The sequence below is a fragment of the Salinimonas sediminis genome, assembly GCF_003429285.1.
GTDB classification, from domain to species: Bacteria; Pseudomonadota; Gammaproteobacteria; order Enterobacterales; family Alteromonadaceae; genus Alteromonas; species Alteromonas indica.
Window position 1 is genome coordinate 4,156,075 of record NZ_CP031769.1, and the last position, 24,582, is coordinate 4,180,656.

18 protein-coding genes are annotated in these 24,582 nt (G+C 49.5%); 11 read left to right on the forward strand and 7 right to left on the reverse strand.

Translation table 11 applies throughout. From position 1 onward, the window contains the following. Positions 1-246 precede the first annotated feature (246 nt). The 7 genes from D0Y50_RS18230 (at position 247) to D0Y50_RS18260 (ending at position 11,534) form a co-directional block, all read left to right on the forward strand. Entirely contained in the window at positions 247-3,225 is a 2,979-nt protein-coding gene (locus D0Y50_RS18230; RefSeq protein ID WP_117318348.1) for a TonB-dependent receptor, read from the forward strand. 146 nt (positions 3,226-3,371) lie between these two features. Beyond that, on the forward strand, positions 3,372-4,907 hold the full coding sequence (locus D0Y50_RS18235; RefSeq protein WP_117318350.1) for a tryptophan halogenase family protein: 1,536 nt from the start codon (positions 3,372-3,374) through the stop codon (positions 4,905-4,907). A 25-nt stretch (positions 4,908-4,932) separates the two neighbouring features. Beyond that, on the forward strand, positions 4,933-5,643 hold the full coding sequence (locus tag D0Y50_RS18240) for a SapC family protein (protein WP_117318352.1): 711 nt from the start codon (positions 4,933-4,935) through the stop codon (positions 5,641-5,643). Position 5,644: 1 nt separating this feature from the next. Continuing rightward, positions 5,645-6,649, forward strand: a complete 1,005-nt coding sequence (locus D0Y50_RS18245; protein WP_117318354.1) for a cupin-like domain-containing protein — start codon at positions 5,645-5,647, stop codon at positions 6,647-6,649. 15 nt (positions 6,650-6,664) lie between these two features. Next, on the forward strand, positions 6,665-8,143 hold the full coding sequence (locus D0Y50_RS18250; RefSeq protein WP_117318356.1) for a tryptophan halogenase family protein: 1,479 nt from the start codon (positions 6,665-6,667) through the stop codon (positions 8,141-8,143). Positions 8,144-8,312: 169 nt separating this feature from the next. Continuing rightward, on the forward strand, positions 8,313-9,311 hold the full coding sequence (locus D0Y50_RS18255) for a LacI family DNA-binding transcriptional regulator (RefSeq protein WP_108566697.1): 999 nt from the start codon (positions 8,313-8,315) through the stop codon (positions 9,309-9,311). A gap of 258 nt (positions 9,312-9,569) precedes the next feature. Next, positions 9,570-11,534, forward strand: a complete 1,965-nt coding sequence (locus tag D0Y50_RS18260; RefSeq protein WP_108566696.1) for a BCCT family transporter — start codon at positions 9,570-9,572, stop codon at positions 11,532-11,534. Between the two features lie 59 nt (positions 11,535-11,593). Here D0Y50_RS18260 and D0Y50_RS18265 read toward each other — a convergent pair whose 3' ends face one another. After that, on the reverse strand, positions 11,594-12,022 hold the full coding sequence (locus D0Y50_RS18265) for a MarR family winged helix-turn-helix transcriptional regulator (protein ID WP_108566695.1): 429 nt from the start codon (positions 12,020-12,022) through the stop codon (positions 11,594-11,596). An 82-nt stretch (positions 12,023-12,104) separates the two neighbouring features. Here D0Y50_RS18265 and D0Y50_RS18270 point away from each other — a divergent pair, with 82 nt between their 5' ends. Next, positions 12,105-12,578 (forward strand): DUF2798 domain-containing protein, encoded by a 474-nt coding sequence (locus D0Y50_RS18270; protein ID WP_108566694.1) that lies wholly within the window; start codon positions 12,105-12,107, stop codon positions 12,576-12,578. Positions 12,579-12,732: 154 nt separating this feature from the next. On the opposite strand, the gene D0Y50_RS18275 is transcribed toward D0Y50_RS18270, so the two are convergent. The 6 genes from D0Y50_RS18275 to D0Y50_RS18300 all read right to left on the reverse strand — a co-directional run bounded on the left by D0Y50_RS18275 (position 12,733) and on the right by D0Y50_RS18300 (position 21,058). Next, positions 12,733-13,299 (reverse strand): single-stranded DNA-binding protein, encoded by a 567-nt coding sequence (locus tag D0Y50_RS18275; protein ID WP_108566693.1) that lies wholly within the window; start codon positions 13,297-13,299, stop codon positions 12,733-12,735. A gap of 290 nt (positions 13,300-13,589) precedes the next feature. After that, complete coding sequence (locus D0Y50_RS18280) at positions 13,590-15,701, reverse strand: TonB-dependent receptor (protein WP_108566692.1); 2,112 nt, start codon at positions 15,699-15,701, stop codon at positions 13,590-13,592. A 309-nt stretch (positions 15,702-16,010) separates the two neighbouring features. Next, positions 16,011-17,573, reverse strand: a complete 1,563-nt coding sequence (locus D0Y50_RS18285) for a sodium/sugar symporter (protein WP_108566691.1) — start codon at positions 17,571-17,573, stop codon at positions 16,011-16,013. Between the two features lie 50 nt (positions 17,574-17,623). Continuing rightward, complete coding sequence (gene galK / locus D0Y50_RS18290) at positions 17,624-18,766, reverse strand: galactokinase (RefSeq protein ID WP_108566690.1); 1,143 nt, start codon at positions 18,764-18,766, stop codon at positions 17,624-17,626. Further along, positions 18,759-19,826 (reverse strand): UDP-glucose--hexose-1-phosphate uridylyltransferase, encoded by a 1,068-nt coding sequence (locus D0Y50_RS18295; protein WP_117318358.1) that lies wholly within the window; start codon positions 19,824-19,826, stop codon positions 18,759-18,761. The genes galK and D0Y50_RS18295 overlap by 8 nt, the downstream gene beginning before the upstream one ends. 128 nt (positions 19,827-19,954) lie before the next feature. Then, positions 19,955-21,058, reverse strand: a complete 1,104-nt coding sequence (locus tag D0Y50_RS18300; protein WP_117318360.1) for an aldose epimerase family protein — start codon at positions 21,056-21,058, stop codon at positions 19,955-19,957. A 258-nt stretch (positions 21,059-21,316) separates the two neighbouring features. Between D0Y50_RS18300 and D0Y50_RS18305 the strand changes: the two genes are divergently transcribed. The 3 genes from D0Y50_RS18305 to D0Y50_RS18315 all read left to right on the forward strand — a co-directional run bounded on the left by D0Y50_RS18305 (position 21,317) and on the right by D0Y50_RS18315 (position 24,559). Next, a complete protein-coding gene (locus tag D0Y50_RS18305; RefSeq protein ID WP_117318362.1) occupies positions 21,317-22,318 on the forward strand; it encodes a LacI family DNA-binding transcriptional regulator in 1,002 nt (333 codons plus the stop codon). An 82-nt stretch (positions 22,319-22,400) separates the two neighbouring features. Continuing rightward, complete coding sequence (locus D0Y50_RS18310; protein WP_117318364.1) at positions 22,401-23,012, forward strand: RDD family protein; 612 nt, start codon at positions 22,401-22,403, stop codon at positions 23,010-23,012. A 134-nt stretch (positions 23,013-23,146) separates the two neighbouring features. Continuing rightward, a complete protein-coding gene (locus tag D0Y50_RS18315) occupies positions 23,147-24,559 on the forward strand; it encodes a M20/M25/M40 family metallo-hydrolase (RefSeq protein WP_117318366.1) in 1,413 nt (470 codons plus the stop codon). Positions 24,560-24,582: the final 23 nt, after the last annotated feature.

Sequence of the window (24,582 nt, forward strand, 5' to 3'; positions counted from 1 at the left end):
ACTTAAAAACACTTGCATTACAAATAACATCTTCGTAAAGTATTATGAAAGCGCTTACAGCTTATTGTTAATATTTTATTGATAAACTTGTAAGCGCTTTCTTTTACCTGCATCTATGATTAACCGGTTAAAGGTGCTGTTTGTGTTGACCAGATTGTTGTCAGCAGAGCCAGCTAAGCGCCAGGGTCGCCAAATTCTGTAAGCGCTTACAGATTAAAGATGTTGTTTATAAGGCTGGGGAAACCAATGAAAACACACACATTCTCAAAAACACGTATTGCATCCTGCCTGTCGCTTGTAATGGGCGTTGCCTCTTACCCTGCACTAGCACAAGATGCTGAAGAAAAAGACATAACCGCCGGTAATTTCGAAGTTATTGAAGTAAGCGGTATTCGCGAAAGCTTAACTAAATCCATGCTTACCAAAAAAGCCGCTTCAGGTGTGGTGGACGCCATCTCCGCTGAAGATATCGGTAAGTTTCCCGATACTAACCTGGCAGAGTCACTGCAACGGATTACCGGGGTAGCCATTGACCGTAGTAATGGCGAAGGTAGCCGAATTACAGTGCGTGGTTTTGGTCCCGACTACAACCTGGTTACATTAAACGGCCGTCAGATGCCTGCTGCCAATGTAGAAGCCACCAGCGCGTCCTCTTCACGCTCATATGACTTTGCTAACCTGGCCTCAGAAGGCGTTTCGGCAGTAGAAGTCTACAAAACCAGCCTGGCCAATCAGCCTACCGGCGGTATCGGCTCTACCGTTAACCTGGTCACCGCCAAGCCTTTAAGCAACCCCGGGATTAAAGCCAGTGTGGGTGTCAAAGGCGTAATCGATAAGTCTACCGAAACAGGTGACAGCGTCACTCCCGAACTATCAGGCATTTACAGTCAGACCTTTGCTGATGATACCTTTGGTATCCAGCTAATCGGTTCTTATCAGGAACGCGATAGCGGCTCGGCCAGCGCCGAAACCGGTAGTGGCTGGTACACCATCAAAGGGGATGGCGGTGATTGGGGATCACTACCTCGGGACGGCAGTTTTACTGGCCTGCCTGGCGAAAACGATTTGTACGCAGTGCCTCGTAACCTGGCCTACAACTTTGATGAGGTACGACGTACCCGTACTAACGGTCAGCTAACCTTGCAGTACCGCCCCGTAGACGACATTACCGCTACGCTGGATTACACCTATTCTGAGCTGGAAACCCAAACCTTACGCCAGCAATTGTCAACCTGGTTCAACGGTAATCCTGCCTATGGGGAATATACCGAAGGTACTAATACCACTGGCTCTATTATCGGTCCGGTTATTTACGCTGACACCACCGGCGCGGTCGAGCCTGGCTCTGGCTTACAGGAAGGTGATATCGGCCTGGGCACTAGCGATTACACCGTAGAAAACGAAAATAAATCGCTGGGCTTGAACGTAGAATGGATAGCTAACGACAACCTGACGCTGGAAGTCGATTATCACCACTCTACTGCCGAAGCAGGACCGGCAAATGACTGGGGCAGCAACAATGTAATCAGTGCTGTGCAGTTTGATCGCGTACTCACCGAAGTTGACTATTCGCAAGACTTTCCGGTCATGACCATTGGCTATTCTGATGGCGTAGACGGTTTAGATGCAGCACGCATGAGTACCTCTGGCACCTCATTTCGTAACAGTTACATGAAATCTGAAATTGATCAGTTACAGTTTCGTGGTAACTATTATTTAGATGAAGGCATCATTACCAGCATCGACTTTGGGTTGTCTGGGATCGAGGTTAAAAACCGTTCAGCTTATTCAGTAGCCCAACGTGACACATGGGGAGGATACGGCTCACCAGAAGATTATCCTGATGATCTATTCCTGGCCGAGGATTTACCTGGCCGCTTTGATGATACCCTGGGCAGCAATGGCGGCGATCTTGAACCGTTCTACTATGCCTCTGACATGGGCGCGCTGATTAGCGCTATTTCCGATGTGGCGGTGGCGAATGGAGAAGAAATTAGCCCGTGCGGCACCATGTTGTGCATGGACCCCACGTTTGAAACAGACCGTCGGGTAACTGAAAAGCAATGGGCTGCGTATGCGCAAGCCAACATGCAGTTTGATATCGGCGATATGCCTGCATGGTTGACGGTAGGGTTCCGTTACGAAGATACCACGGTAGAATCCTCTGCCAAGGTACCAGAGATTGATTACTTACGCTGGGATGGCATTAACGAATTTGGCCTTGAGACCGGTAGTTCTCAGTTTACCTCACTGGAAGGGGGTTATGATCACTTCCTGCCGTCGGTAGACTTTAAGCTTGAGCTGATGGAAGACTGGTTTGTTCGGGCCTCTTACAGCAAAACGATTACTCGTCCTGGTTATGGCGATATACAAGGTGGTTTAACGGTTAATACGCTGGCCCGCTTTAATGGCGGTACCGGTAACGCAGGTAACCCAAATTTACAGCCATTTGAATCAACCAATATAGATGTGTCTACCGAGTATTACTATGGCGAAGGCAGCTACGTATCAATAGGTTATTTTGACAAGAAAGTAGATAATTTTATTGGTACCTCTACTTACACCGATACCCTGTTTGATATCGCCACACCTGTTGGCGGGCCACGTTATAACGAAGCCGTTGCGGCCGTGGGTGACGACCTGGCGGCTATCAGACAGTACTTTTTAGACCAGGGTTACGTAAATGCTGCGGGCGAAATAGTCGGTATAGACGGGGAAGATCCATTATTACCGATCACTATCAACCAGCCCGTTAACTCAGATGACAGCCGTTCTGTAGACGGGATGGAGTTTGCCGTACAACATCTGTTCGGTGACAGCGGGTTTGGTATTGTGGTTAACTACACCATGGTAGATGGCGATGTGGAATATGACAACTACAGCACCGATACCCAGTTTGTGTTGCTTGGCCTAAGTGACACTGCCAACGTGGTATTGTTTTACGAAATGGATGGCTGGGAAGTTCGCGCGGCGTGGAACTGGCGTGACGAGTTCTTGTCTGCCACCGTGGACGGTAATGGTAATCAGAATCCAACTTACGTAGAAGCTTACGACCAACTTGATGTGAATGTACGTTATCAGGTTAACGAGCAGCTTGAAGTGTTTGTGGAAGGCATTAACATTACGGGCGAATATCAGCGCGCTCATGCTCGCCACCAGAATATGGTAGTGAACATCGCTGATCAGGAACCGCGTTACAATGTAGGCCTGCGCTACGCATTCTAACCCTGTATAACCATGTTAAGATGGCGCTGAAGCAACTGCTTTAGCGCCATTCAAACTATTCTGCATACACCCGCCCAAGGGTGTATGCAGAATAGTTTGATCAGCACCCAGTAAGACGCTCCATAAGATCACTCAGAGGCCTTCCGTTGCAGCAAACAAATACACCACTACATTCGGTTGTTATTATGGGCGGCGGCGCGGCAGGATGGTTAACGGCCGGGATTATGGCTGCGGCCAGCACCGCCAGACGACCGTTACACATTACGGTTGTTGAATCGCCCGACGTTGGTATTTTAGGAGTGGGGGAAGGTACCTGGCCGACGATGCGCGATACGCTGCGTAAAATGGGCATTGATGAAGCCACGTTGTTACGTGAATGCGATGCTTCGTTTAAACAGGGCACCTGTTTTCGTCAATGGTATAACGGCCAATCAGATGATGTGTATTTTCACCCCTTTGATTTACCGGCCGGCATGTTTGAAACCGACATCCTGGGTTGGTGGGCTAATGGCCAGCAGCATGTACCTTATGCCCAGTTGTTTAGTGCAACGCCACAGCTGTGTAAGGCCAACAAAGCCCCAAAACAGGCACAAACTCCCCCCTATGCTGCGGTAGCCAATTATGGTTATCATCTTGATGCCAACAAATTTGCCGCTCTGCTAAAACGCCACTGTATGCATCACCTTGGGGTTAAACACGTAGAGTTGCATGTATCTAAAGTTGAGGCAGATGATCACGGCTATCTTACCGCGTTAGGCGACGGCCAGGTGCAGGTTACCGGTGATTTTTTTGTGGACTGTTCCGGTTTTGCCGCGTCGCTGATTGGGCAGCACTTTGGTGTGAAATTACAAGACCAGAGCGCTATTTTACACAATAACAGTGCCCTGGCTGTGCAGGCAACCTATCGGCAAGATACTCCCCCTATTGCCTGCACCACCCACTCTACGGCCCACCCGAATGGCTGGATTTGGGATATCGCCCTACCCCATCGCAAAGGGGTGGGATGTGTTTACAGCAGCGCGTTTTGTGATGAGGACTATGCACGCAAAACGTTACTGGACTACCTGAATCGTGATACCGCAATAGAGCCGGTTTCCGAACATCAAGTACGTAAATTATCGTTTACCCCCGGCTACCGCGAGACCCCGTGGGTTAAAAACTGTGTCGCTATTGGCGCGGCAGCGGGGTTTTTAGAACCTTTGGAAGCCTCCGCCCTGGTGATGACAGAGCTAGCCGCTAACCATGTAGCGGCGCAGCTACCGTATACCCGAGAGCACTGCGCGCCAGCCGCGCGGCAATTTAACACGGCGATGCAAAACAAATGGTCGCGTATCATCGATTTTTTAAAATTGCACTATGTGCTTAGCACACGGGACGATAGCCTATATTGGCGAAGTATGAAAAACCCTTCCGGGGCCTCGGTGCAACTAAACGACTGGTTAGCGATGTGGCATCACCGGTCGCCCAATATCCATGATTTTCAGTTTCAGGATGAGCTATTCCCACTTGCCAGTTATTTATACATACTAAGCGGTATGGGCTATGCGCCAGTGGGAGCTTCCCCCCACCAGATTGGGACCAAAGCAGAACAGTTTGTCCGGCAAAATTATCAGCGCAGCAGGCAGCTACTGGCCGCCCTGCCGGATAACCGCATTCTGATTGAACAAATTAGACAAGGCTGACAACGTTCAGCATGAAGGAGTAAACATGGCGAAGCATGTGCTACTAAATAATCTTGACCATCAACACCTGCATGTAGAACCTTCTGCAGCAACTTACGACTATCAGCGTGCCATGTGCGTGCCGCTTTACCCGGCAGAGGCACGCTTAGCTCAGGCGCAATACCCGTTGCTGTTTGCCAAAGACGCCCAGGGGGCTTTTCAGCTAGTGGCACTAACCGGGTTGCAGGAAGGCGAAAACGTGTTTGTCAGTCAAGGCACATGGCAGGCCAATTATACCCCACTGGTAGCAGCAAAAGGGCCGTTTGTTATTGGCCGTAGCCAACCTGATAGTGAGCAACTGTCAATCCATATTGATCTGGACCACCCCAGTGTTAGCGAGCAGTCAGGCGAGCCAATATTTCTGCCCCACGGCGGCAATACCGACTACATCGACCATATTGCCAACCTGTTAAGCACGTTACACGAAAGCCTGCCCCAGCATGCTGCCCTGATTAGCGCGTGTGAACAGCTCAATCTGATTGAATCATTTGTGCTCGATATTGAATTGCCGTCTAGCGGCACGCACCGTCTATCCGGATTTTATACCGTCAATGAGCCGGCTTTACAGGCGCTAAGTGCCCAGCAGCTAAAAGATTTACAGCAGCAGGGCCATCTTGAAACCTTGTATATGGTGTTAGCCTCGCAGTCACAAATAAATACACTCGTGCAACGCCGTCAGGCCGCCCCCGGGCATTGATATGACTCAGCACGTCACCCCTGCCACTGTAAATGACCCTGCCTACCTGCTAGACAGTCTGCGCGGGTGGAACAGCCCCAGAGTGTTAGCCGGGCTGGTCAATCACTGGCCTGTAGTACAGGCGGCAAATGCTGGCAACGCTGCCCTGGTCACTTATCTAAAACAGTTCGACCGGCAAATGCAGGTTGATTGTATGCATGTGCCATATGCCGAGCAGGGCCGCCTGTTCTACAACGCTGAGATGACCGGATTTAACTTTTCGCGGCAGCGTCAGCAATTTAGTCATGCGTTGGATATGCTCCTGGAACGGGAACATCAATGCCAAGCCGACTCGCTGTATGTCGGCTCAACCAGTATTGCCAGTTGCCTGCCAGGTTTCTTAGAGCACAATAACCTGCCGTTAGACGAAGCGAATGCACTGGCTACCTTGTGGATTGGCAATAAAAGCCGAATTGCAGCCCATTATGATGTGCCGGATAATATTATCTGTGTAACCGCGGGGCGCCGTCGGGTCACGCTGTTCGCGCCCGATCAGGTAGCCAATCTTTATGTGGGGCCATTGCACCTGACTCCGGCAGGCCAGGCGATTAGCATGGTCGATTTTGCCAAACCAGATTTCACCCGTTTTCCCCGCTTTCGTACTGCGCTGGATAATGCGCTTACAGTAGAGCTTAACCCCGGCGATGCGTTATATATTCCATCCATGTGGTGGCATCATATTGAGGGCACTGAACCGCTCAATATGCTGGTTAATTTTTGGTGGCGTGATGTGCCAGCCTATCTGGGCCGTAGCGAGAATACCCTGTACCATGCGCTGTTAACGCTGGCTCAACTGCCAGCGAATGAGCGGCGGGCCTGGCAGGCCATGTTTAATCATTATGTTTTTGAACTCAAGCCTGGACAATACGATCATATCGCTCCTCACGCCAGAGGCCCGCTAGGCGAACTGGATGAAGCCACCCTACGCCAATTTAAGGCGTGGTTGGTAAACCATTTAAAGCAGTAAAGGCAGAAGGCTCCTATGCAACAATCTCATATTCCTCATATTGTTATCGCCGGTGGCGGCACTGCTGGCTGGATGGCTGCTGCAGCGCTCACCCGGGTGCTTGGAAAACAGGTCAAGGTAACCTTGGTGGAAAGTTCCCAGATTGGCACGGTGGGAGTGGGTGAAGCCACTATCCCCACCCTGGTGTTCTTTCATAAACTGCTGAAAGTGAGCGAGCAGGAGTTTATGGCTGCCACGCATGCTACCTTCAAACTGGGCATCAATTTCGAACACTGGAAAAATACCGACCATAGCTATTTGCATGCGTTTGGGGTTACCGGCAAAGACTGCTGGGCAGCCGGTTTTCAGCATTTCTGGCTACGCGGGCTGGCAGAGGGGTTAAGCACTGATTTTGGGGACTACTGCTTGGAACGTCAGGCAGCCGCAGCAGGCCGCTTTGCCCATTTACCTAATAATGGGCTGAACTATGCCTATCATATAGATGCAGCTCGCTACGCGCAGTTTTTACGTGAGTTGGCCGAACGAGAAGGCCTGACCCGGATAGATGCCAAAATACAGCAGGTAAACTTACGTGACCATGACGGCCATATCAGTAGTCTGACCCTGGATAATGGGCAAACGGTGGAGGGCGATTTTTTTATTGACTGTACAGGGTTTCAGGGCTTGTTAATTGAACAGGCAATGCACACCGGCTATGAAGATTGGTCGCACTGGCTGCCTTGCGACAGCGCTGTGGCCGTACAAACTGAGGCGAGCGGCGCCCCCTTGCCGTATACCCGTTGTATAGCTCATGAAGCTGGTTGGCAATGGCGTATACCGTTACAGCACAGGGTGGGCAATGGAATGGTCTTTTGCAGCCATTATGCCAGTGACAGCCAGATTAAAGAAAAGCTATTGAACAACATTGAAGGCGCGCCACTAAACGAACCAAAAATCATCCATTTTCGCACCGGCCGACGCCGCAAACAGTGGAACCGCAACTGCCTGGCGTTAGGCCTGGCCAGTGGCTTTTTAGAACCCCTGGAGTCCACCAGTATTCATCTTATTCAACAAGGCATTGTGCGCTTTTTGCGAATGTTTCCCACCAATGGCGAGGTGATTGAGCAGGATATTGCAGAATTTAACCGCCAGGCAGACTTTGATATTGAGCACATCCGGGATTTTATTATTCTGCATTATCATGTTACTGAGCGTAACGATACCGCGTTTTGGCGTCACTGCGCACAGATGGATGTACCGGAAAGCCTGCGTCACCGCATTGATCTGTTTCGTCGCACCGGCCGGGTTTTTCGCGAAGGTAATGAGCTGTTTGATGATTCCTGGCAGCAGGTAATGATAGGCCAGGGCTTGATGCCGCAACGCTACCACCCGCTGGTAGACACTATGAGCAAAGCCGAGCTGGAAACCTTGTTAACCCAGACCAAACAACACATTAAACGCACAGTTGATAAGTTGCCGGCACACCAGCAATATCTAAAACAATATTGTGGCTAGCCGTATCAGCATATTTTTAAGCGCTATTCATTACTGAATAATTCTATTACAGTACAGGTTTATAGCCCCCGGCGGCCTTTTATTGCGCCCCGAGTGGCGCCAAGATCATAAGCAAACCGGTCTATAAGGAAGTATCTGTGGCGTAATCACTACCCACAGCGCATAAACAATGGTAACAATAAAACAGGTAAGTGAACGTGCTGGCGTATCGTCAGCAACCGTGTCCCGGGTCATTAACAACACTGACACCGTGAAAGAAAAAACCCGCAAACTGGTGTTGAACGCCATGGCAGAGCTGGGTTATCGGCACAATACTATCGCCGCTTCGCTGGCCTCCAATAAAACCAACACCATCGGGCTGGTAGTGCCGGAACTGCACGGTTCATTTTTTGGTGCCATGATGAGCGGCTCTGAACAAGTACTGCGTAAAGCCAACAAGCATATGTTTGTAGTAGCCGGACACAGTGATGATGCGATGGAGCGTCAGGAGATAGACGCGCTTTTAAGCCGCCGTTGCGACGCGCTAATTTTGCATGTTGAGGCAATCAGTAACGAATACTTAATCAAACTCGCCAGCCAGAATGTGCCCCTTGTCGTAGTGAACCGCTACATTGAAGAAATCAGTGAGCAATGCACCAGCTTGGACAATGTTCGCGGTGGTTATATGGCTACCCGGCATCTCCTGGATTTAGGCCATACCCATATTGCCTACGCTGCAGGCGCCCTGTTTAAAGCTGATGGTGTGCACCGTTTGCAAGGCCATAAACAGGCACTACACGATGCGGGCATTGAAGCCGATGACCAGTTAATCGAAGAAGGCGATTTTCAGGCCCACTCCGGAGAGGCCTGTATCGATCGCCTGTTAGACCGCCAGCAGCAGTTTACCGCTATAGCCTGCGGTAACGATGAAATGGCGACAGGAGCAATTAATGCCCTACGCCGACGCGGTTTGCGGGTACCCGAGGATGTTTCAGTTATTGGTTATGATAATATTGATTATGCCAGTTACCTGACGCCCAAACTTACCACAATAGATTATCCGGTACGGGAAATTGGGGAAATGGCCGCGCGCTGGATTTTAAATCAGGCTTACGGGGATGCGCGCCAGTCGCTGACCCACATTCTGACACCTGAACTTATCGTACGTGGCACCACGCGGGCAATCTGACATTATGACTGCGCCGGACCTCAAGTGAGCGCGCAGTTTTATTGTATGGCCAGGCACTTCCCTTAAAATGTTCGTGTTAAAACGCTCCCTTTTGGTACTTAATGCGTAGGTAACTGGGTTTACTACTTTGCGGGTGGTTACGCCCGCTACAATACGCAGATGAAACAAAGGCTCATTGCTGCCTTTTACCGTCGTTAAATCAATAACAACAACCTACTCAGATTTCAGGCATCTTAACTTAATATATACGGGGTCCGTATGCAGGAAGAAAAACCGCAAGGAAAACTCAACCCGCCGGTGTTTTACACCGCCACTGCCATTATTGCAGTACTGGTTCTTTTTACATCGATACTGCCGAAGCAAGCTGAGAGCGCATTTAATGTCCTTCAGGAAGTCATTGTAACCAACGGCAGCTGGTTCTACGTACTAACCGTGGCCATTATTCTTATTACAGTGGTTTACCTGGGCCTGTCGCGCTTAGGTGAAATAAAACTGGGACCAGATCACTCTACGCCGGATTATAGTTACATTACCTGGTTTGCCATGTTGTTTTCAGCCGGTATGGGGATTGGCTTAATGTTTTTCGGGGTGGCTGAACCTGTGATGCACTTCATGAGCCCGCCGGTGGGTGAAGGTGAAACGATCGGTGCGGCCCGCGAAGCTATGAAGTTAACCTTCTTCCACTGGGGTTTGCATGCCTGGGCGATATACGCCATTGTGGCGCTCATTTTAGCCTTCTTTAGCTATCGGCACGGGCTTCCCCTCACCTTACGCTCTGCCCTCTACCCGTTAATTGGTGAAAAAATTTATGGTCCTATAGGCCATGCGGTGGATATCTTTGCGGTGATTGGTACGGTCTTCGGGGTAGCAACCTCGCTAGGCTATGGGGTTATGCAGGTTAATTCAGGATTGAATTATCTGTTTGATGTGCCGGTCGGTATCATGACCCAGGTAATCTTGATTGTGTTTGTTACCTTACTGGCAATTGTCTCTGTTACTACCGGGCTGGACAAAGGAATCCGCCGTTTGTCAGAGCTGAATATGGGCCTGGCGGTTTTACTGCTGATTGTTATTTTAGTCCTGGGCCCAACGGTGTACCTGCTTCAGGCGTTTGTTCAAAACACTGGCGCGTATGTATCTGACCTGGTTAGAAATACCTTCAACCTGTTTGCTTATGAAAAGACCGACTGGTTAGGCGGCTGGACAATTCTGTACTGGGGTTGGTGGATGTCGTGGGCACCGTTTGTAGGGTTGTTTATAGCCCGTGTATCACGGGGCCGAACCATTCGCGAATTCGCTATGGGCGTGCTATTTATTCCCAGCGGTTTTACCCTGATGTGGATGACCGTGTTTGGTAATTCTGCTATCGATCTTATTATGAACCAAGGCCAGACCGTGCTTGCGCAGACGGTCTCCGAAGATGTGGCTATATCGCTGTTTGCCTTTTTAGAAAACTTCCCGTTTGCTGGCGTACTGTCGTTTATTGCTACGATTATGGTTATTGTGTTCTTTGTCACCTCGTCTGACTCCGGCTCGATGGTTGTAGATATGCTGTGTTCAAACGGTAATGATAATACCCCCTTGTGGCAGCGTATCTTCTGGGCCGCGGCGGAGGGCGTAGTAGCGGCAGTGTTGTTGATAGCCGGTGGCCTGGGCGCTCTGCAAACTATGACAATTGTCAGTGCCCTGCCATTTGCGGTGGTGTTGTTGATTGCCACCTACGGGCTGCTTAAAGCGTTGCGGGTGGATATCGTTAAGCGCGAAAGCTTACAGTTAAACGTTAGCCCGGTGGTTATTGGGCAAAATTCGGGAGCCACCTGGGAGCATCGCCTGGCCAGTATTCTGGATTATCCCAATAAAAAGAATGTGAACAACTTCATCAACTCTGTGGTTAAAACAGCAATGGAGCGCGTGGTAAAACAGCTTAAACAACACGATGTGGAGGCTAGAATTGACGAAGTGAAGTCAGGCCGGGTGGTTTTTACCATTGAGTTTGAAGATGCGTTTGATTTCCATTACGAGGTTCGTCGCTATTCTTATGATCGCCCCAACCATGTATTGGAAGATGATGACGAGGCAGATGAATTGTATTATCGCGCCGAGGTCCACCTACGCGAAGGTGGGCAGGATTACGATATTATGGGTTGGCCGGAAGAAGCAGTGATCAATGACATCGTAGAGCATTATCAAAAGCATTTACACTTCCTGCATTCTCTGCGGTAAAACCGATTTAACGAAAGCGCTAAAGTAAATGCCCGGTGGTTATAGCCACCGGGCATTTTTTATGTCCGGTTCAGGCTGGCAGTCATGCGGGCGGTAAGTTCAGCAAACAAGGTTAGCTCCTGCTCAGTAAAATCCTCCCGCAAACGAGTATAAATCTGTTCATCCAACGCCATAATTTGGGCGTAAATCCGAGCCCCTTCAGCGGTTAACTGTAATAAATGGCTGCGCTTATCTTGCGGATTGTCTTGCTTAACAATAAGCGACTCTTTGAGTAGCGCATTCAACAACCGGGTTACCTGCGCCTTATCTTTGTGCAGCCGAAAACTAATTGCCTGGGCGGTGGTGTCCGATCCCCCTTCACCAATGACTTTGACTACCTGCATGTGTAACGGCGATAGCGTGCTATTGACGTTGTCTAACACGCTATACATGTGTTTGCGCAGTGCATGTACAAGTTCAAATAGCGTATTCACCGGCTTATTGTTCATTTTCCTTCCTTAATAGTAGACATTGTCTACTAAAAACTTTATAGTTGACTTTATCAACCTAATAGTGAGCAATGATAGCTTAATGCAAACCATCATGCACCCTTCTACGCGTACCCCGTTAATTTATAAAATAGGGGTCGTAAGTACATTAATATCGCTTATGGCTGGCGCATTGACCGGATTAATGACATACGTAACCGTAGGTTACACCGATGCATTTGGCCGCCACTGGCTGGCGTCATTTGGTTTAGCAATAGGTGTTATGGTGCCTTTGGGGGTGTTTACTATGGCCGCCCTTAGCCGGTTATTGGCTAAAGTCATGCATCGTCATACCCCCACCCGACAAAATATAGTTAGCGGTGCGTTGATGGCATTGATTATGGAGTCTTTACTCGCCGCCAGCACTGCCTGGCGTACCACCGGACTGGCTAATATTTCCGAGTACGGACAGGCGTGGTTTACCGGCTTTATTTCTGCACTCCCTGTGGGCTTATGTTTAAGCATTACAATGGCGCTCTGGGCCAAACCGCGTTTACAGCGGTTTATGGCCAGTTAGCCAGCACGCAGAATGAAGTGAGCCCATGCAGGTTCATTGCCCGGCACTCTTTTAATACTTCCTAACAAAAAGCCCCGTGTATACGGGGCTTTTTTATATCGTCTTGTTAGCCGTAAAGCATATCTTCACCGGCTAAAAGCCATGCTTATAAGGTTTAGAACGGTATATCGTCATCAAAGTCAAAATCAGGCTCTGCCATAGGAGGCTTAGGCTGACCACCGCCTTGATTACCTTGCGCCGGGCCATTTTGCGGACGGCTTTGGCCACCGCCCTGATTGTTGTAACCCTGGTTTTGCTGAGGCTGCTGCTGATAGCCGCCTTGATTACCCTGGTTGCCTTGCGGACGCTGTTGATAACCGCCACCGCCGGTGTTACCACCTTCAGATTTGCCACCGAGCATTTGCATCTGGTCCACAATAATCTCTGTGGTATAACGGTCCTGCCCCTGCTGGTCCTGCCATTTACGTGTTTGAAGTTTACCTTCTACATAAATTTGCGAGCCTTTCTTCAGGTATTCTCCGGCTACTTCTGCCAGCCGACGGTACATAGTTAACCGATGCCATTCAGTGCGCTCCTGCACCTGTCCCTGCTGATCTTTCCAGCTTTCACTGGTGGCCAGGCTAAGGTTTGCTACCGCATTACCGTTAGGCATGTATCTAACTTCAGGATCAGTTCCAAGGTTTCCTACCAGGATTACCTTGTTCACGCCTCTACTTGCCATCGATATCTCCTGTTATGGTCTTTTATACTGCATCGGTCAGGTGTATAACCAGTACCGGCGCACCCTCTGATTAAGGGCATCAGTTGCAGTTCAGATTATTTGAAACGCCTCATTATAACGAAAAAAACATCCCGATAGGTGAAAATTCTCACGCAGATTGTCAGCTTACTGATTTTCAAGCTTAATAAAAACGTTGATTAAATACCGCTGGGCATAAGATCAGAATTTGTCAGCGCTCTTTCCCGACAGCCTGCTTGCCGTAGCTGACAGCAGGCTGTCGCAGGGCTCTATCAATACTGATATTGTACGCTCAGGCGCGCATTTAACGGTTCCCCTGTGGCAATGTTGTTGGCATTGTGGGCAGAGGGGTAATAGTCTTCATCAAAGATATTATCAATGTTTAGCTGAAACTTGAGCTTATCGCTGTGGTGATAATATAGCGCCGTATCCACCCGCCAGAAATCCGGTAGCTCAACGGCGTTATTTAATGTAGCGAACTGTTCAGACTGGTACATTACCCCCACCCCCAGCCGCCATTGGGCGTTAAAAGTATACTGATTCCATACAGAAAACATATGTTCAGGTAGTTGCGCCAAAGAGCGATTGGCTAACAGTCCTTCGCTTACCCGGCCTAACTCATGACCGTCAAGGTTGCTATAGCCGGCGTTGATATTCCACGCCGGGGTTAACTGGCCTACCAGTTGCAGCTCTACGCCCGAGGTTTTGGTACCGGTTAGTAGCGTACGCTCCGGATTATTAGGATCTTGTGTGGTGCCGTTTTCCCGCTCTACCTCAAATAATGCCGCGTTAACGGTGAGCGTTTCTGACAGGTTCCACTTTATACCCAGCTCACGGTTTTCAAATTCTTCGGCATCCAGTGCCTGTGATGTTAGGGAAAGCGTTAAAAACTGGTCACCTGAGCGTGGCAGAAAAGATTTGCTGTAACTTGCGTACATAGATACCGATTCCAGGGGCTTATAAATTAGCCCAACTCTTGGCGATACCTTTGTATCGGTACTGGTTAGCTGGCCGTTATTGCCGTCCTCTGCGCCATTTTCAACTTCTATCTGGTCGGCAACATCAATATCAAAGTTGTCGTACCGTAACCCGGCAACCAGTATCCAGTGCTCACTCAGCGATATCTCATCCTGCAAAAATACCGAAGCAAAATTAACGTTGGAAGCTCGGTCGCGGACCGGCTCAGTCAATGACATATCAGGCACTATCAGCGGGTTACTAAAAGCAAACGTAATCTGGTCATCTTCGGTCTGCGCAAAGAACGCATCACGACGGTCGTTATGGGTATCCTGGTCGCCGTATTCCACCCCAGCTAATAGCGTATGAGGCAGGCCAAATCCCTCAATCTGCCCTACCAGATTAATCTGCAGTAAAGTGTTTTGGCGCGTGGTGGTGTCTTTATACCCATCTAATGTCACTGTACCGGCGGCCGCGTCGAAGTTGACCGGATAGAGATTTTGGTAAAGTTTGTCGTAATCAGCGTACTGCAACGTAGCGTTAGCAGACCAATCGTTACTTAGCCGGTGCGCTACCCGCACCTTTGCAATGTGCGCCTGTAAGGTTGTATTGTTAAAACCAGGCTTGCCGAAAAAAGTTTCCTGCATGTTATCCAAGGGCGCGCCATCAGAAGAGGGAATCCCCCGATCGACCACTCTATCATCGTCAACATATTCATAGGATAGCCGCATCAAGGTATCGTCGTTCACTTGCCAGCTGTAAGTAGGGTTTAGCGCAAACCGCTCCCCATCCTTAAAGTCGCGATGGTTGTCGATAGCATCAAAAACACCGTTAAATCTAAAAGCCTGGTCTTTGTCTATCACCTGGTTGGTATCCACACTTACTGACCCGGCCCCAAAGGTATCGATACCTGCGTTAAACGCCGTGAAGCTGGCATCGGTATCGGCCACTTTAGTAACCCGGTTAATCACGCCACCGCCGCCTCCACGACCAAATAATAACGCGTTTGCCCCCCGTAACACTTCCACCCGTTGCAGATTATACAATGGCCGGAAATACTGCACGTCATCGCGTAGCCCATCCACAAAGAAGTCGGCGGTGGTGTTTTGACCGCGGATGGTGACCTGGTCTCGGTGGTCTTCGCCCAGGCCGATACTTACGCCCGGCGTATATTGCATTACATCGGCCACGCTAAACAGTGCCTGCTCACTGATTTGCTGCGCACTGATAATGGATACCGACTGTGGCACATTAATTAACAACGTGGGGGTTTTCACGGCATCTGCAACGTGTTGTCCGAAGAAGGCGCCCCGCACCGTGATGTGTTCCAAATCAGCCTCGGCGACATTGTCAGTCGCCTGCGCACAAATAGTATGGGTGGCCAGTAGGGCCAGACTTACCGCGTTAAATAAAGGTTTTTTGCTCACAGTGAAGTATCTCTCTAATATTTACATGAGAATGATAAGAATTATTATTCACCGAAGAATAACCACTTTAAAGGTTAATTAAAAGCAGTATTAATTTTTTGTAAATACTGATAGTCACAGTGTTTGCCTGCGAAATAAGCAGGTTACCTGGGCGCTGGAGGAGCCTTCGCATTAGCGCCGTTATAGCAAGCGCCAGTGTTGTAGAGCGCTTTTCTATGAACCTGAGTGACAGAGACAAAAAAGCGCCGCAGAGGCGACGCTTTTTATTAGCTGAGTAACCAGTATGCGGTTACCTTTGACGCGGTGGATTTACCACCACGTGGTATAGAACGCAATCAGAATCGCAACAACCGCCAGGGAAGACAAATTGAAGCTGGTTTTAGTGGCAAACCCCACTTCGCCCACATTAATTGCGCGTGGGTTATCTTCTTTGCTTTGCATCAGCGATACCGCAATGGCTAAGCCAGCACACAGTAAAAATACAATGCCGACGCGGTCAATAAACGGAATTTCTGGCAGGAACAACCAGAAGACAAGGCTGAATACGAATGACCCTAATGCCGCTACCAGGCCGCCATCAGCCGTCGTTCTCTTCCAGAACATACCCAGCATGAACAAGGCAACAATACCAGGGGTAAAGAAACCGGTGAATTCCTGAATATACTGAAAAGCCTGGTCAAAGTTACCCAATAGTGGCTTAGCTACCACCATGGCGATAATCAATGAAACAAAGCTGACAATACGTCCGACCATCACATAGTGTTGCTGGCTTTCGTCAGGTTTACGGTCACGGTAAATATCCATAGTGAAAATTGTCGAAACACTGTTGGTCATCGAGGCCAGAGAAGACACAATAGCCGCTACCAGAGCCGCAAATATCAAGCCTTTAAGGCCCACCGGCATCAACGTCATCATAGACGGGTAAGCTTGGTCAGCTTTGTCCAGGTCAGGCGACAAGATAACTGCAGCAATACCCGGTAAAACCACAATCAGCGGCATCATCAGTTTAAGGAAAGCTGCGAACACAATGCCTTTTTGCGCTTCAGCAATATTCTTTGCTGCCAAGGTGCGCTGGATGATGTACTGATTGAACCCCCAATACGACAGGTTCATTATCCACATACCGCCAATCAGTACTGAAATACCCGGTAAGTCAGCATAATGCGGACTATCTTCTGACAATATCATATCGAATTTTTCGGGCAATCGGTTAGTCAAATCAACAAAACCCTGCCAGGCGCCATTACCATCACTGATCAAATTCAGCGTAGTGTAAGACAGAAACAGACCGCCAATAACCAGTAACACCACCTGAATGATGTCGGTCATTGCGACTGCTTTAAGCCCCCCATATAAGGAGTACGCCAGCGAGAAAGCGCCCAGGAATATCATCCCCCAAACCAGGTCGACCCCGGCAATCGTATTGATGGCCAAAGCCCCGAGCCACAATACCGCGGTAAGGTTAACGAAGATGTACACGGCTAGCCAGAAAATTGCCATGACCTTACGAACACGGTGGTCATAGCGCTGTTCTAAGAACTGCGGCATGGTGTAAATTTTATGCTTAAGAAAAATCGGCAAAAAGAATTTACCGACAATAATCAGGGTCAGGGCCGCCATCCATTCGTAAGAGGCGATAGCTAAACCAATCTGATAGCCCGAACCCGACATACCGATAATTTGTTCAGCTGAGATGTTCGCTGCAATTAATGATGCCCCGATTGCCCACCAGGGCAAGCTTGAGCCCGCCAGAAAGTAGTCGTTTGTGTCTTTCTTTTGCCCGGGTTTTTCTCGCGAAACCCACCCGGCAATACCTATTAATGCGACAACGTATATAACGAATACCGCAAGATCCAACGTCTCGATGTTCATAGTGTACCCAACAAATTTTTATTTTATTTTTTCAGCGCCACCACGAGCGATCAGGCAAAAGCCCCCTGCTCTGCTGAGCACACGTAAATAGATTGTGTCAGCCCGGTCTTGTCATGATAAAAGTTATTCACTGTGTCCGACACCTTTTCCACCAGATTTTTTGGTACTAGCGCAACCACGCAACCACCAAAGCCTCCACCGGTCATTCGGACACCACCTTTACTACCGACGACTTGGGAGACAATTTCCACCAGAAAATCTATTTCGGGGACGGTAATTTCGAAGTCATCGCGCATAGAGGCGTGCGATTGTGCCATGTCCTGGCTAACCTGTTCAATATCCCCACGCTGAAGAGCATGGAACATTGAAACGGTACGTTGGTTTTCTGTGATGATGTGCCGGGCGCGCCGAAATACCGCATCATCCATGGTGGCTTGCTGAGCCGCCAACATTGGTAGATCAGCCTGGCGCAAACTTGGCACCTGCAATATAGCCGCTGCCGCTTCACACTGTTGCCGACGGGTATTGTATTCACTATCCACCAGGCCGCGTTTTACATTCGAGTTAATAATCACAATCGCTAGATCGTCGGGCAATGCAGTGTGTTCAAAGGTTAACGCTTCACAGTCCAGTAGCATGGCCTGGCCTTTACCGCCCAGTGCCGAAACCAGCTGGTCCATGATACCGCAGGAACAACCGACAAAATCATTTTCTGCCTTTTGCCCCAGTAGCGCAGCCTGCACCCCCTCAAGGGACAAACCAAACAATTGTTTGAAGGTCTTCAGCAACGCAATTTCAAACGAGGCGGATGAACTAAGCCCGGCGCCTTGCGGCACATTACCGGTTATCATCAAATTTACACCGCTAATTTGCGGATAATCCTGTTGGAGCATTTTAATGACGCCACGAACATAATTGGCCCAGCTTTGCTGATGGTCAAACTCAATATTGTCCAGCGCAAAGGTATTTTCCTGTTCAGCAAGATCTACCGCCACCGCATGCACCTGCCTGTCATCACGGGCAGAGGCTGCTATCCAGGTGCCAAAATTAATTGCCGCGGGGAAAACAAAACCGCCGTTGTAGTCGGTATGCTCCCCAATTAAGTTGACACGCCCGGGGGCATGGCAAAGCTGGCTTGGCTGATGGCCAAAATGGGCGGTAAATGTGTCGTGCAGTGAAGTCTGATCAAGCATGGTCTGCAGAATCCTTGTAATGAATTGTAGGGAGGGCTTGCAGGCGTTCAGCGGCCTGTTCAGGCGTCAGGTCGCGCTGGGCTTCGGCCATCATTTCATAGCCCACCATGAATTTTTTAACCGACGAAGACCGCAGCAGTGGTGGAAAAAAGTGCGCGTGGAGTCCCCATTCAGGGTGTACCTGACCATCGCTCGGGGCACTGTGCCAGCCCATAGAGTACGGGAAGGATGTAGCAAACAGGTTATCGTAACAGATGGTAATCTGGCCGATGATGTCGGCCAGAGCCTCCTGCGCCGTAGCATCAAGTTGGGCCAGTGACTGCACCTCAAAACGGGGTAACAAAATAATTTCAAACGGCCAGGCTGCCCAGTAGGGTACAATGGCTGCCCATAATTGGTTACTGCGCACCACCCGTTCACCTGCAGCCATCTCCCGCTCGACATAATCAAGTAACAAAGCGCGCTGATGTTGCTGATAATAGCGGCTGAAGTTATCGTATTTTTTCTGGGCCTGGGTAGGCAAATGCGCTTGTGCCCATACCTGCCCGTGGGGATGCGGATTTGAGCAACCCATCATGGCACCTTTGTTTTCAAATACCTGTACCCAGCGATAGGTACGCGACAATTCGCGGGTCTGCGCTATCCAGGTTTTAACTACCTGCAAACGCTGTTGATGGGTTAGCTCCGGCAATGATTTGCTGTGGTCGGGAGAAAAGCAAATCACCCGACTGCGGCCCTGTTCCGACTCCATCGTAAACAAAGGATCAGCACTTTTCGCCGCGGGGGTATCTTCGCGCAGCGCAGCAAAGTCATTTTCAAATACAAAGGTTCCGGTGTAGACAGGGTTTTGCTCGCCATTTATCCGAGTGTTACCCGGGCAAAGATAGCAACTAGGGTCATAGTCAGGGCGTACCTCATCTGAAGGCGCTTCTGACTGTCCTTGCCACGGACGCTTCGCCCGGTGAGGCGATACCAGTACCCATTCTCCAAGCAGGGGATTGTACCGCCGATGCGGGTGATCAGCAGGGTCAAATGTAGTGTTCTCAGACGATGATTTCATTTAACGGGTTACTCCCCTTTTTGATTTTGGAACCACAAACGCATAATACTCGCATAGGGTAAACGCTTTACCTGATAAATCAATTTAATCCCTGCATGTTGGCAAAATTTAATGCAGGGAGGCGGTGTTTATACCGTGGAAAATCGCCATATCATCTGGCATTCGTAGGTGTCACCTGGTTGCAGTATAGCGCTGGGAAATGCAGGTTGATTAGGTGCATCGGGAAAGTTTTGCGGCTCCAGTGCAAAAGCCTCACGATCCTGGTAATCGATCCCGGCTTTGCCGGGCCCGGTGCCGGTTAAAAAGTTACCTGAATAAAATTGCACACCGGGGCTGTCTGTAAATAACTCCATGACTCTGCCACTCATTGGCTCTACTACGCGGGCAAACGGCGAGCTAAGGGTCATACAATGTTGCGGCACCACATAATTATGATCATACCCACTGCCTATAGTTAGCTGCTCATCCGGCTGGTTAATATCTTGTCCAATGGCTTTCGTCTGGCGAAAATCAAAGGGGGTGCCGAAGACCGATTGCATACTTCCTTTAGGAATTAACTGCGGGTTCACCGGTAAAATAGCATCGGCCTGCAAAGTGAGCTGATGATCCAGCACACTGCCCTGGCCGGCCAGGTTGAAATAACTATGGCTAGTCAGGCTGATGGGGGTCGCTTTATCAGTGATGGCACAGAAGGTTAACGCCAGTTCATTGTGGTTATTTAGCGTATAGGTGGCCGTTATCTGTACGTTACCCGGGAATCCGCCTTCCCCGTCACTACACAGCACGCTTAACGTTATTCCGCATTTATCCGACTGACAAAACGGTTCCGTCTGCCATAATTTTTTGTTGATTCCAGCGGCGGCACTATGCAACGTATTGTCACCTTCGTTCGTCATTAATGGGTAAAACACCTCATCCAGGGTAAATCCCTGATTGCCAATCCGGTTGGCATACGGCCCCACCAGCGCTCCGATATAAGCGCCATCGTCAATATACTGCTGAAGGTTATCAAAGCCGATGACCACATCTGCTGGTACACCGTTTTTATCCGGAACCACCAGCGAGGTTACAATACCGCCAAAATTAGTAATACTTACCGACATACCCCGGCTGTTTCGTAATGTGAATAAGCTAACCGCTTCACTGCCGGCATAGCCAAAGGCATCGGTATCTACAGCGCAGTGCTGAGTGTCCGGGGCGCCGGAAGTATTACGGCTATTAGGTTGCCTCATAAATAAATTTCCCTGATCTGAATAATATGTGCTGGCGACCCCTGCTGCACAGCACCAAACATCATGTTAACATTATAGCAACAAGGGTATACGTTTTCCCTTGTTTTAAAAGCGTATCCCTGATTTTCTTTTTATGAAATCCGGCAATCAAGGAAAATTTTTCCTTTAGCTTTTCCGATATTGCGTTAGCCATGCTAATCTGCGTGCGCAAGTGCCGCATTGCCTGACAATTGACCAATAAGGACAACAGTAACTTACATGGCTACCATAAAAGATATTGCCAATGCCGCCGGCGTTTCACTGGCAACCGTTTCCCGCGTAATCAACAATGGTCCCAAAGTTGGCGACAAAACCCGGGAAAGGGTTAAAAAAATTATGGTAGAAATGGGTTACCGCCCCAATGCCAATGCCCGCGCCCTGGTAACTCAGAAAAGCGCGTCGCTGGGCGTCGTGCTGGCCGAACTGTTAGATCCCTTCTTTGCTACTCTGGCCCACGGTATCGAAACAGTGACCCGGCGCCATAATGTACAAATATTGATGAGCGCAGGCTCTATTGAAAAGAAAACCGAGCTTAAAGCGATTGAAACACTACTGGAACACCGGGTTGAGGCAATGGTGGTTCATAGTAAGGCATTAGATGACGACACCCTGATAGAATTTGCCCGTCAGGTGCCCGGATTTGTGCTTATCAACCGCTACATTCCTGAAATCAGTAATCGCTGTGTGTGGTTGGATAATGTCGCTGGCGGCCGATTAATGGCGGAACATATGATTCGCAGTGGCCACAAAAATATTGCGGTAATTAGTAGCCGTTATCAAATTGTGGACCCCATCCAGCGGATCGATGGGATTCGGCAGGCTTTTGAAGAAGCGGGCCTGAGCTTACCTGAAAGCAGTATAGAATATGCGACCCCTGATCAGGAAGGTGGCGAAAAGGCGATTCAAAACCTGCTGGCGAAAAGTATCCCGTTCACCGGTGTGCTGGCGTACAACGATGCAATGGCATCCGGCGCTATGTCGATGTTGCAGGATCACCATATAGATATTCCCGGTAAAGTGTCAATTATTGGTTATGATGATGTGCTGCTTGCCAAATACTGTCGCCCCAAATTAACTACCCTGCGCTACCCGGTAGAAATGATGGCGGCAAAAGCGGCTGAACTGGCCCTGCAGTATGCTAGCGGTCAGCCTCCTGAGGATGGTGTCACCTTTAAATACACGCCCACCATCGTCAAACGTGAATCGGTATTAACTATTTAGTATTAAGATATTGGCAAAGGGTTTTGTTGGCTACCCGCTATAGGTACACTGATAGCTCAATGGCGCTTGCAAAGGGAACCACGTGAACGAGCCTAATTATGATAATTACACCGTCGATGAGCTACGCTCTGCTCTGGCTAGCATAGACAGACAAGCTTACCCCGAACGGGCGGAAGAACTTGAACAACGGCTTTTTGTGGCCGACAAGCTTGAGTTAGATGAAATCAATGATATCCCCCATTTCACGTTAGCCCGCCGCCGCGAACGCTTTGCCGCAGTGCTGATCGATTCACTGATTGGTTTGTTTTCATCCATTCCTTTATGGCTGTACTTCGGTTTGGAGCGGCTTAAAGCGCCCGATGCCACCGTTATCCTTAGTGCTATTGTATATAACCTCGTAGTTTATTTTGTTATTCATGGCTATTACATGGCCACCCAGGCGCAAACTGTAGGTAAACACTTTTTGCATATCAGGGTGGAAGATTTGCACGGCAACCAGGCATCTTTCAGCCGCTACTATTTTCGCCGCTATATGCCGATGGTAATAGCCTATTCCATTCCTGTGGCCGGGCCATTGATTGCGTTCATCGACCCTTTATTCATTTTTGGTAAGGCCCGCCGCTGCCTGCATGACTATGTGGCGCAAACGCAAGTAGGGTATGCCCCCCAAACGACAGAATCTGCGCCCCGATAACGAAATACACCCGCCGAGCTCGGCGCGCCTAAATGAATAAGTCCCGAATTTTTATCGTATTATCGCAAATTCATATTGTTAGCCTGCAATGCAGGCCACAATAGCAACTATAAAAACAAGTAACAGGAAGCTTCATGTCCCGCTTTATCGTAGGTAAACATTTTACCGGTATACTTTTACTGATTGCTACATTAGGTGCCACCCAGGCGGTGGCAGCTGACTCACAAGCCACCCTAGAGTCGTTGAAAAATAAGGCGCTGAATGATGATTTGTCGTATCAGATTGTCGAGTCGTTAACCACTGAAGTCGGGGCCCGCCTGGTAGGCACGCCAGCTGAGAAACGCTCAGTTGAATGGGCCGTAAACAAAATGAAAAGCCTTGGCTTTGATAAGGTATGGGTAGAAGAAAGCGAGGCACAGCTTTGGCAGCGCGGCGATCTTAGTGCCAGTATTGCTAGCCCGTTCGCCCACCCGGTGGCGGCCCTGGCCTTGGGTAATAGTGTTGGCACACAAGGTAAAACCCTAACCGCCGAGGTGGTGGAATTTGCTGATTTAGCGGCGTTGCAAGCGGCTCCGGAAGGCTCACTGGAAGGAAAAATTGCTTTTGTAGCCTACAAAATGGCACGCCATAAAGATGGGCACGGCTATGGCGAAGCGGTAGGGGCCAGGGTTGTTGGGGCTTCTGAAGCAGCCAAAAAAGGCGCGGTAGCCTTTATTATGCGTTCAGTAGGAACAGATACAAACCGCTTCGCCCATACCGGTGTTTCACGCTATGCCGATGGGGTGAAAAAGATTCCGGCGGTAGCGATTTCCAACCCTGATGCTGATTTGTTGCAAAATACACTAAAGCGTGGCAAGCCGGTCTCATTTTCGCTGACCATGAGTGCCAGCGGCCCCACCGGCAAAACCACCACTATCGCCAACGTTATTGGTGAAGTTACCGGTGCCAGCAAAGCCGCTGAACTGGTAACACTAGGTGCCCATTTGGATAGCTGGGATGTGGGAACCGGGGCGATAGATGACGGGATTGGTGTAGGTATCACTCTGGCAGCGGGGCATTATATCAGTCAGCTGCAACCTCGCCCTGCCCGTACGTTACGGGTTATCTTATTTGCGGCCGAAGAAATCGGCTTGTATGGCGCAAAAGATTATGTGCAAAAACATCAAGATGAAATGTCTCAGCATGTTATTGGTGCTGAGTGGGATTTTGGCAACGGCGCTATTTATGAACTGGAACCGGGCATTAATGAAGCAGCATTACCGGCCATGCGCGAATTTGCCGAGTCATTAGCGCCGTTAGGGGTCTCGATGGCAAACTCTAATACGGCCAAAGGGCAGTCCGACATGAGTGCCTTAGGTGAGGCTGGACAGCCGGCAGTGAACTTCAACCCAGATGGCAGTGACTATTTTGATTATCACCATACCCGCAATGACACGTTGGATAAGGTAGATAAGCAAGCCCTTAAAACCAATACGGCAATTTATACCATGTTTGGTTTCTTTGCGACCTCCACGAGTACCGACTTCCGGCCCCGTCCCGCCAGCTAACCAACGCGCAACATTCTGCCGCA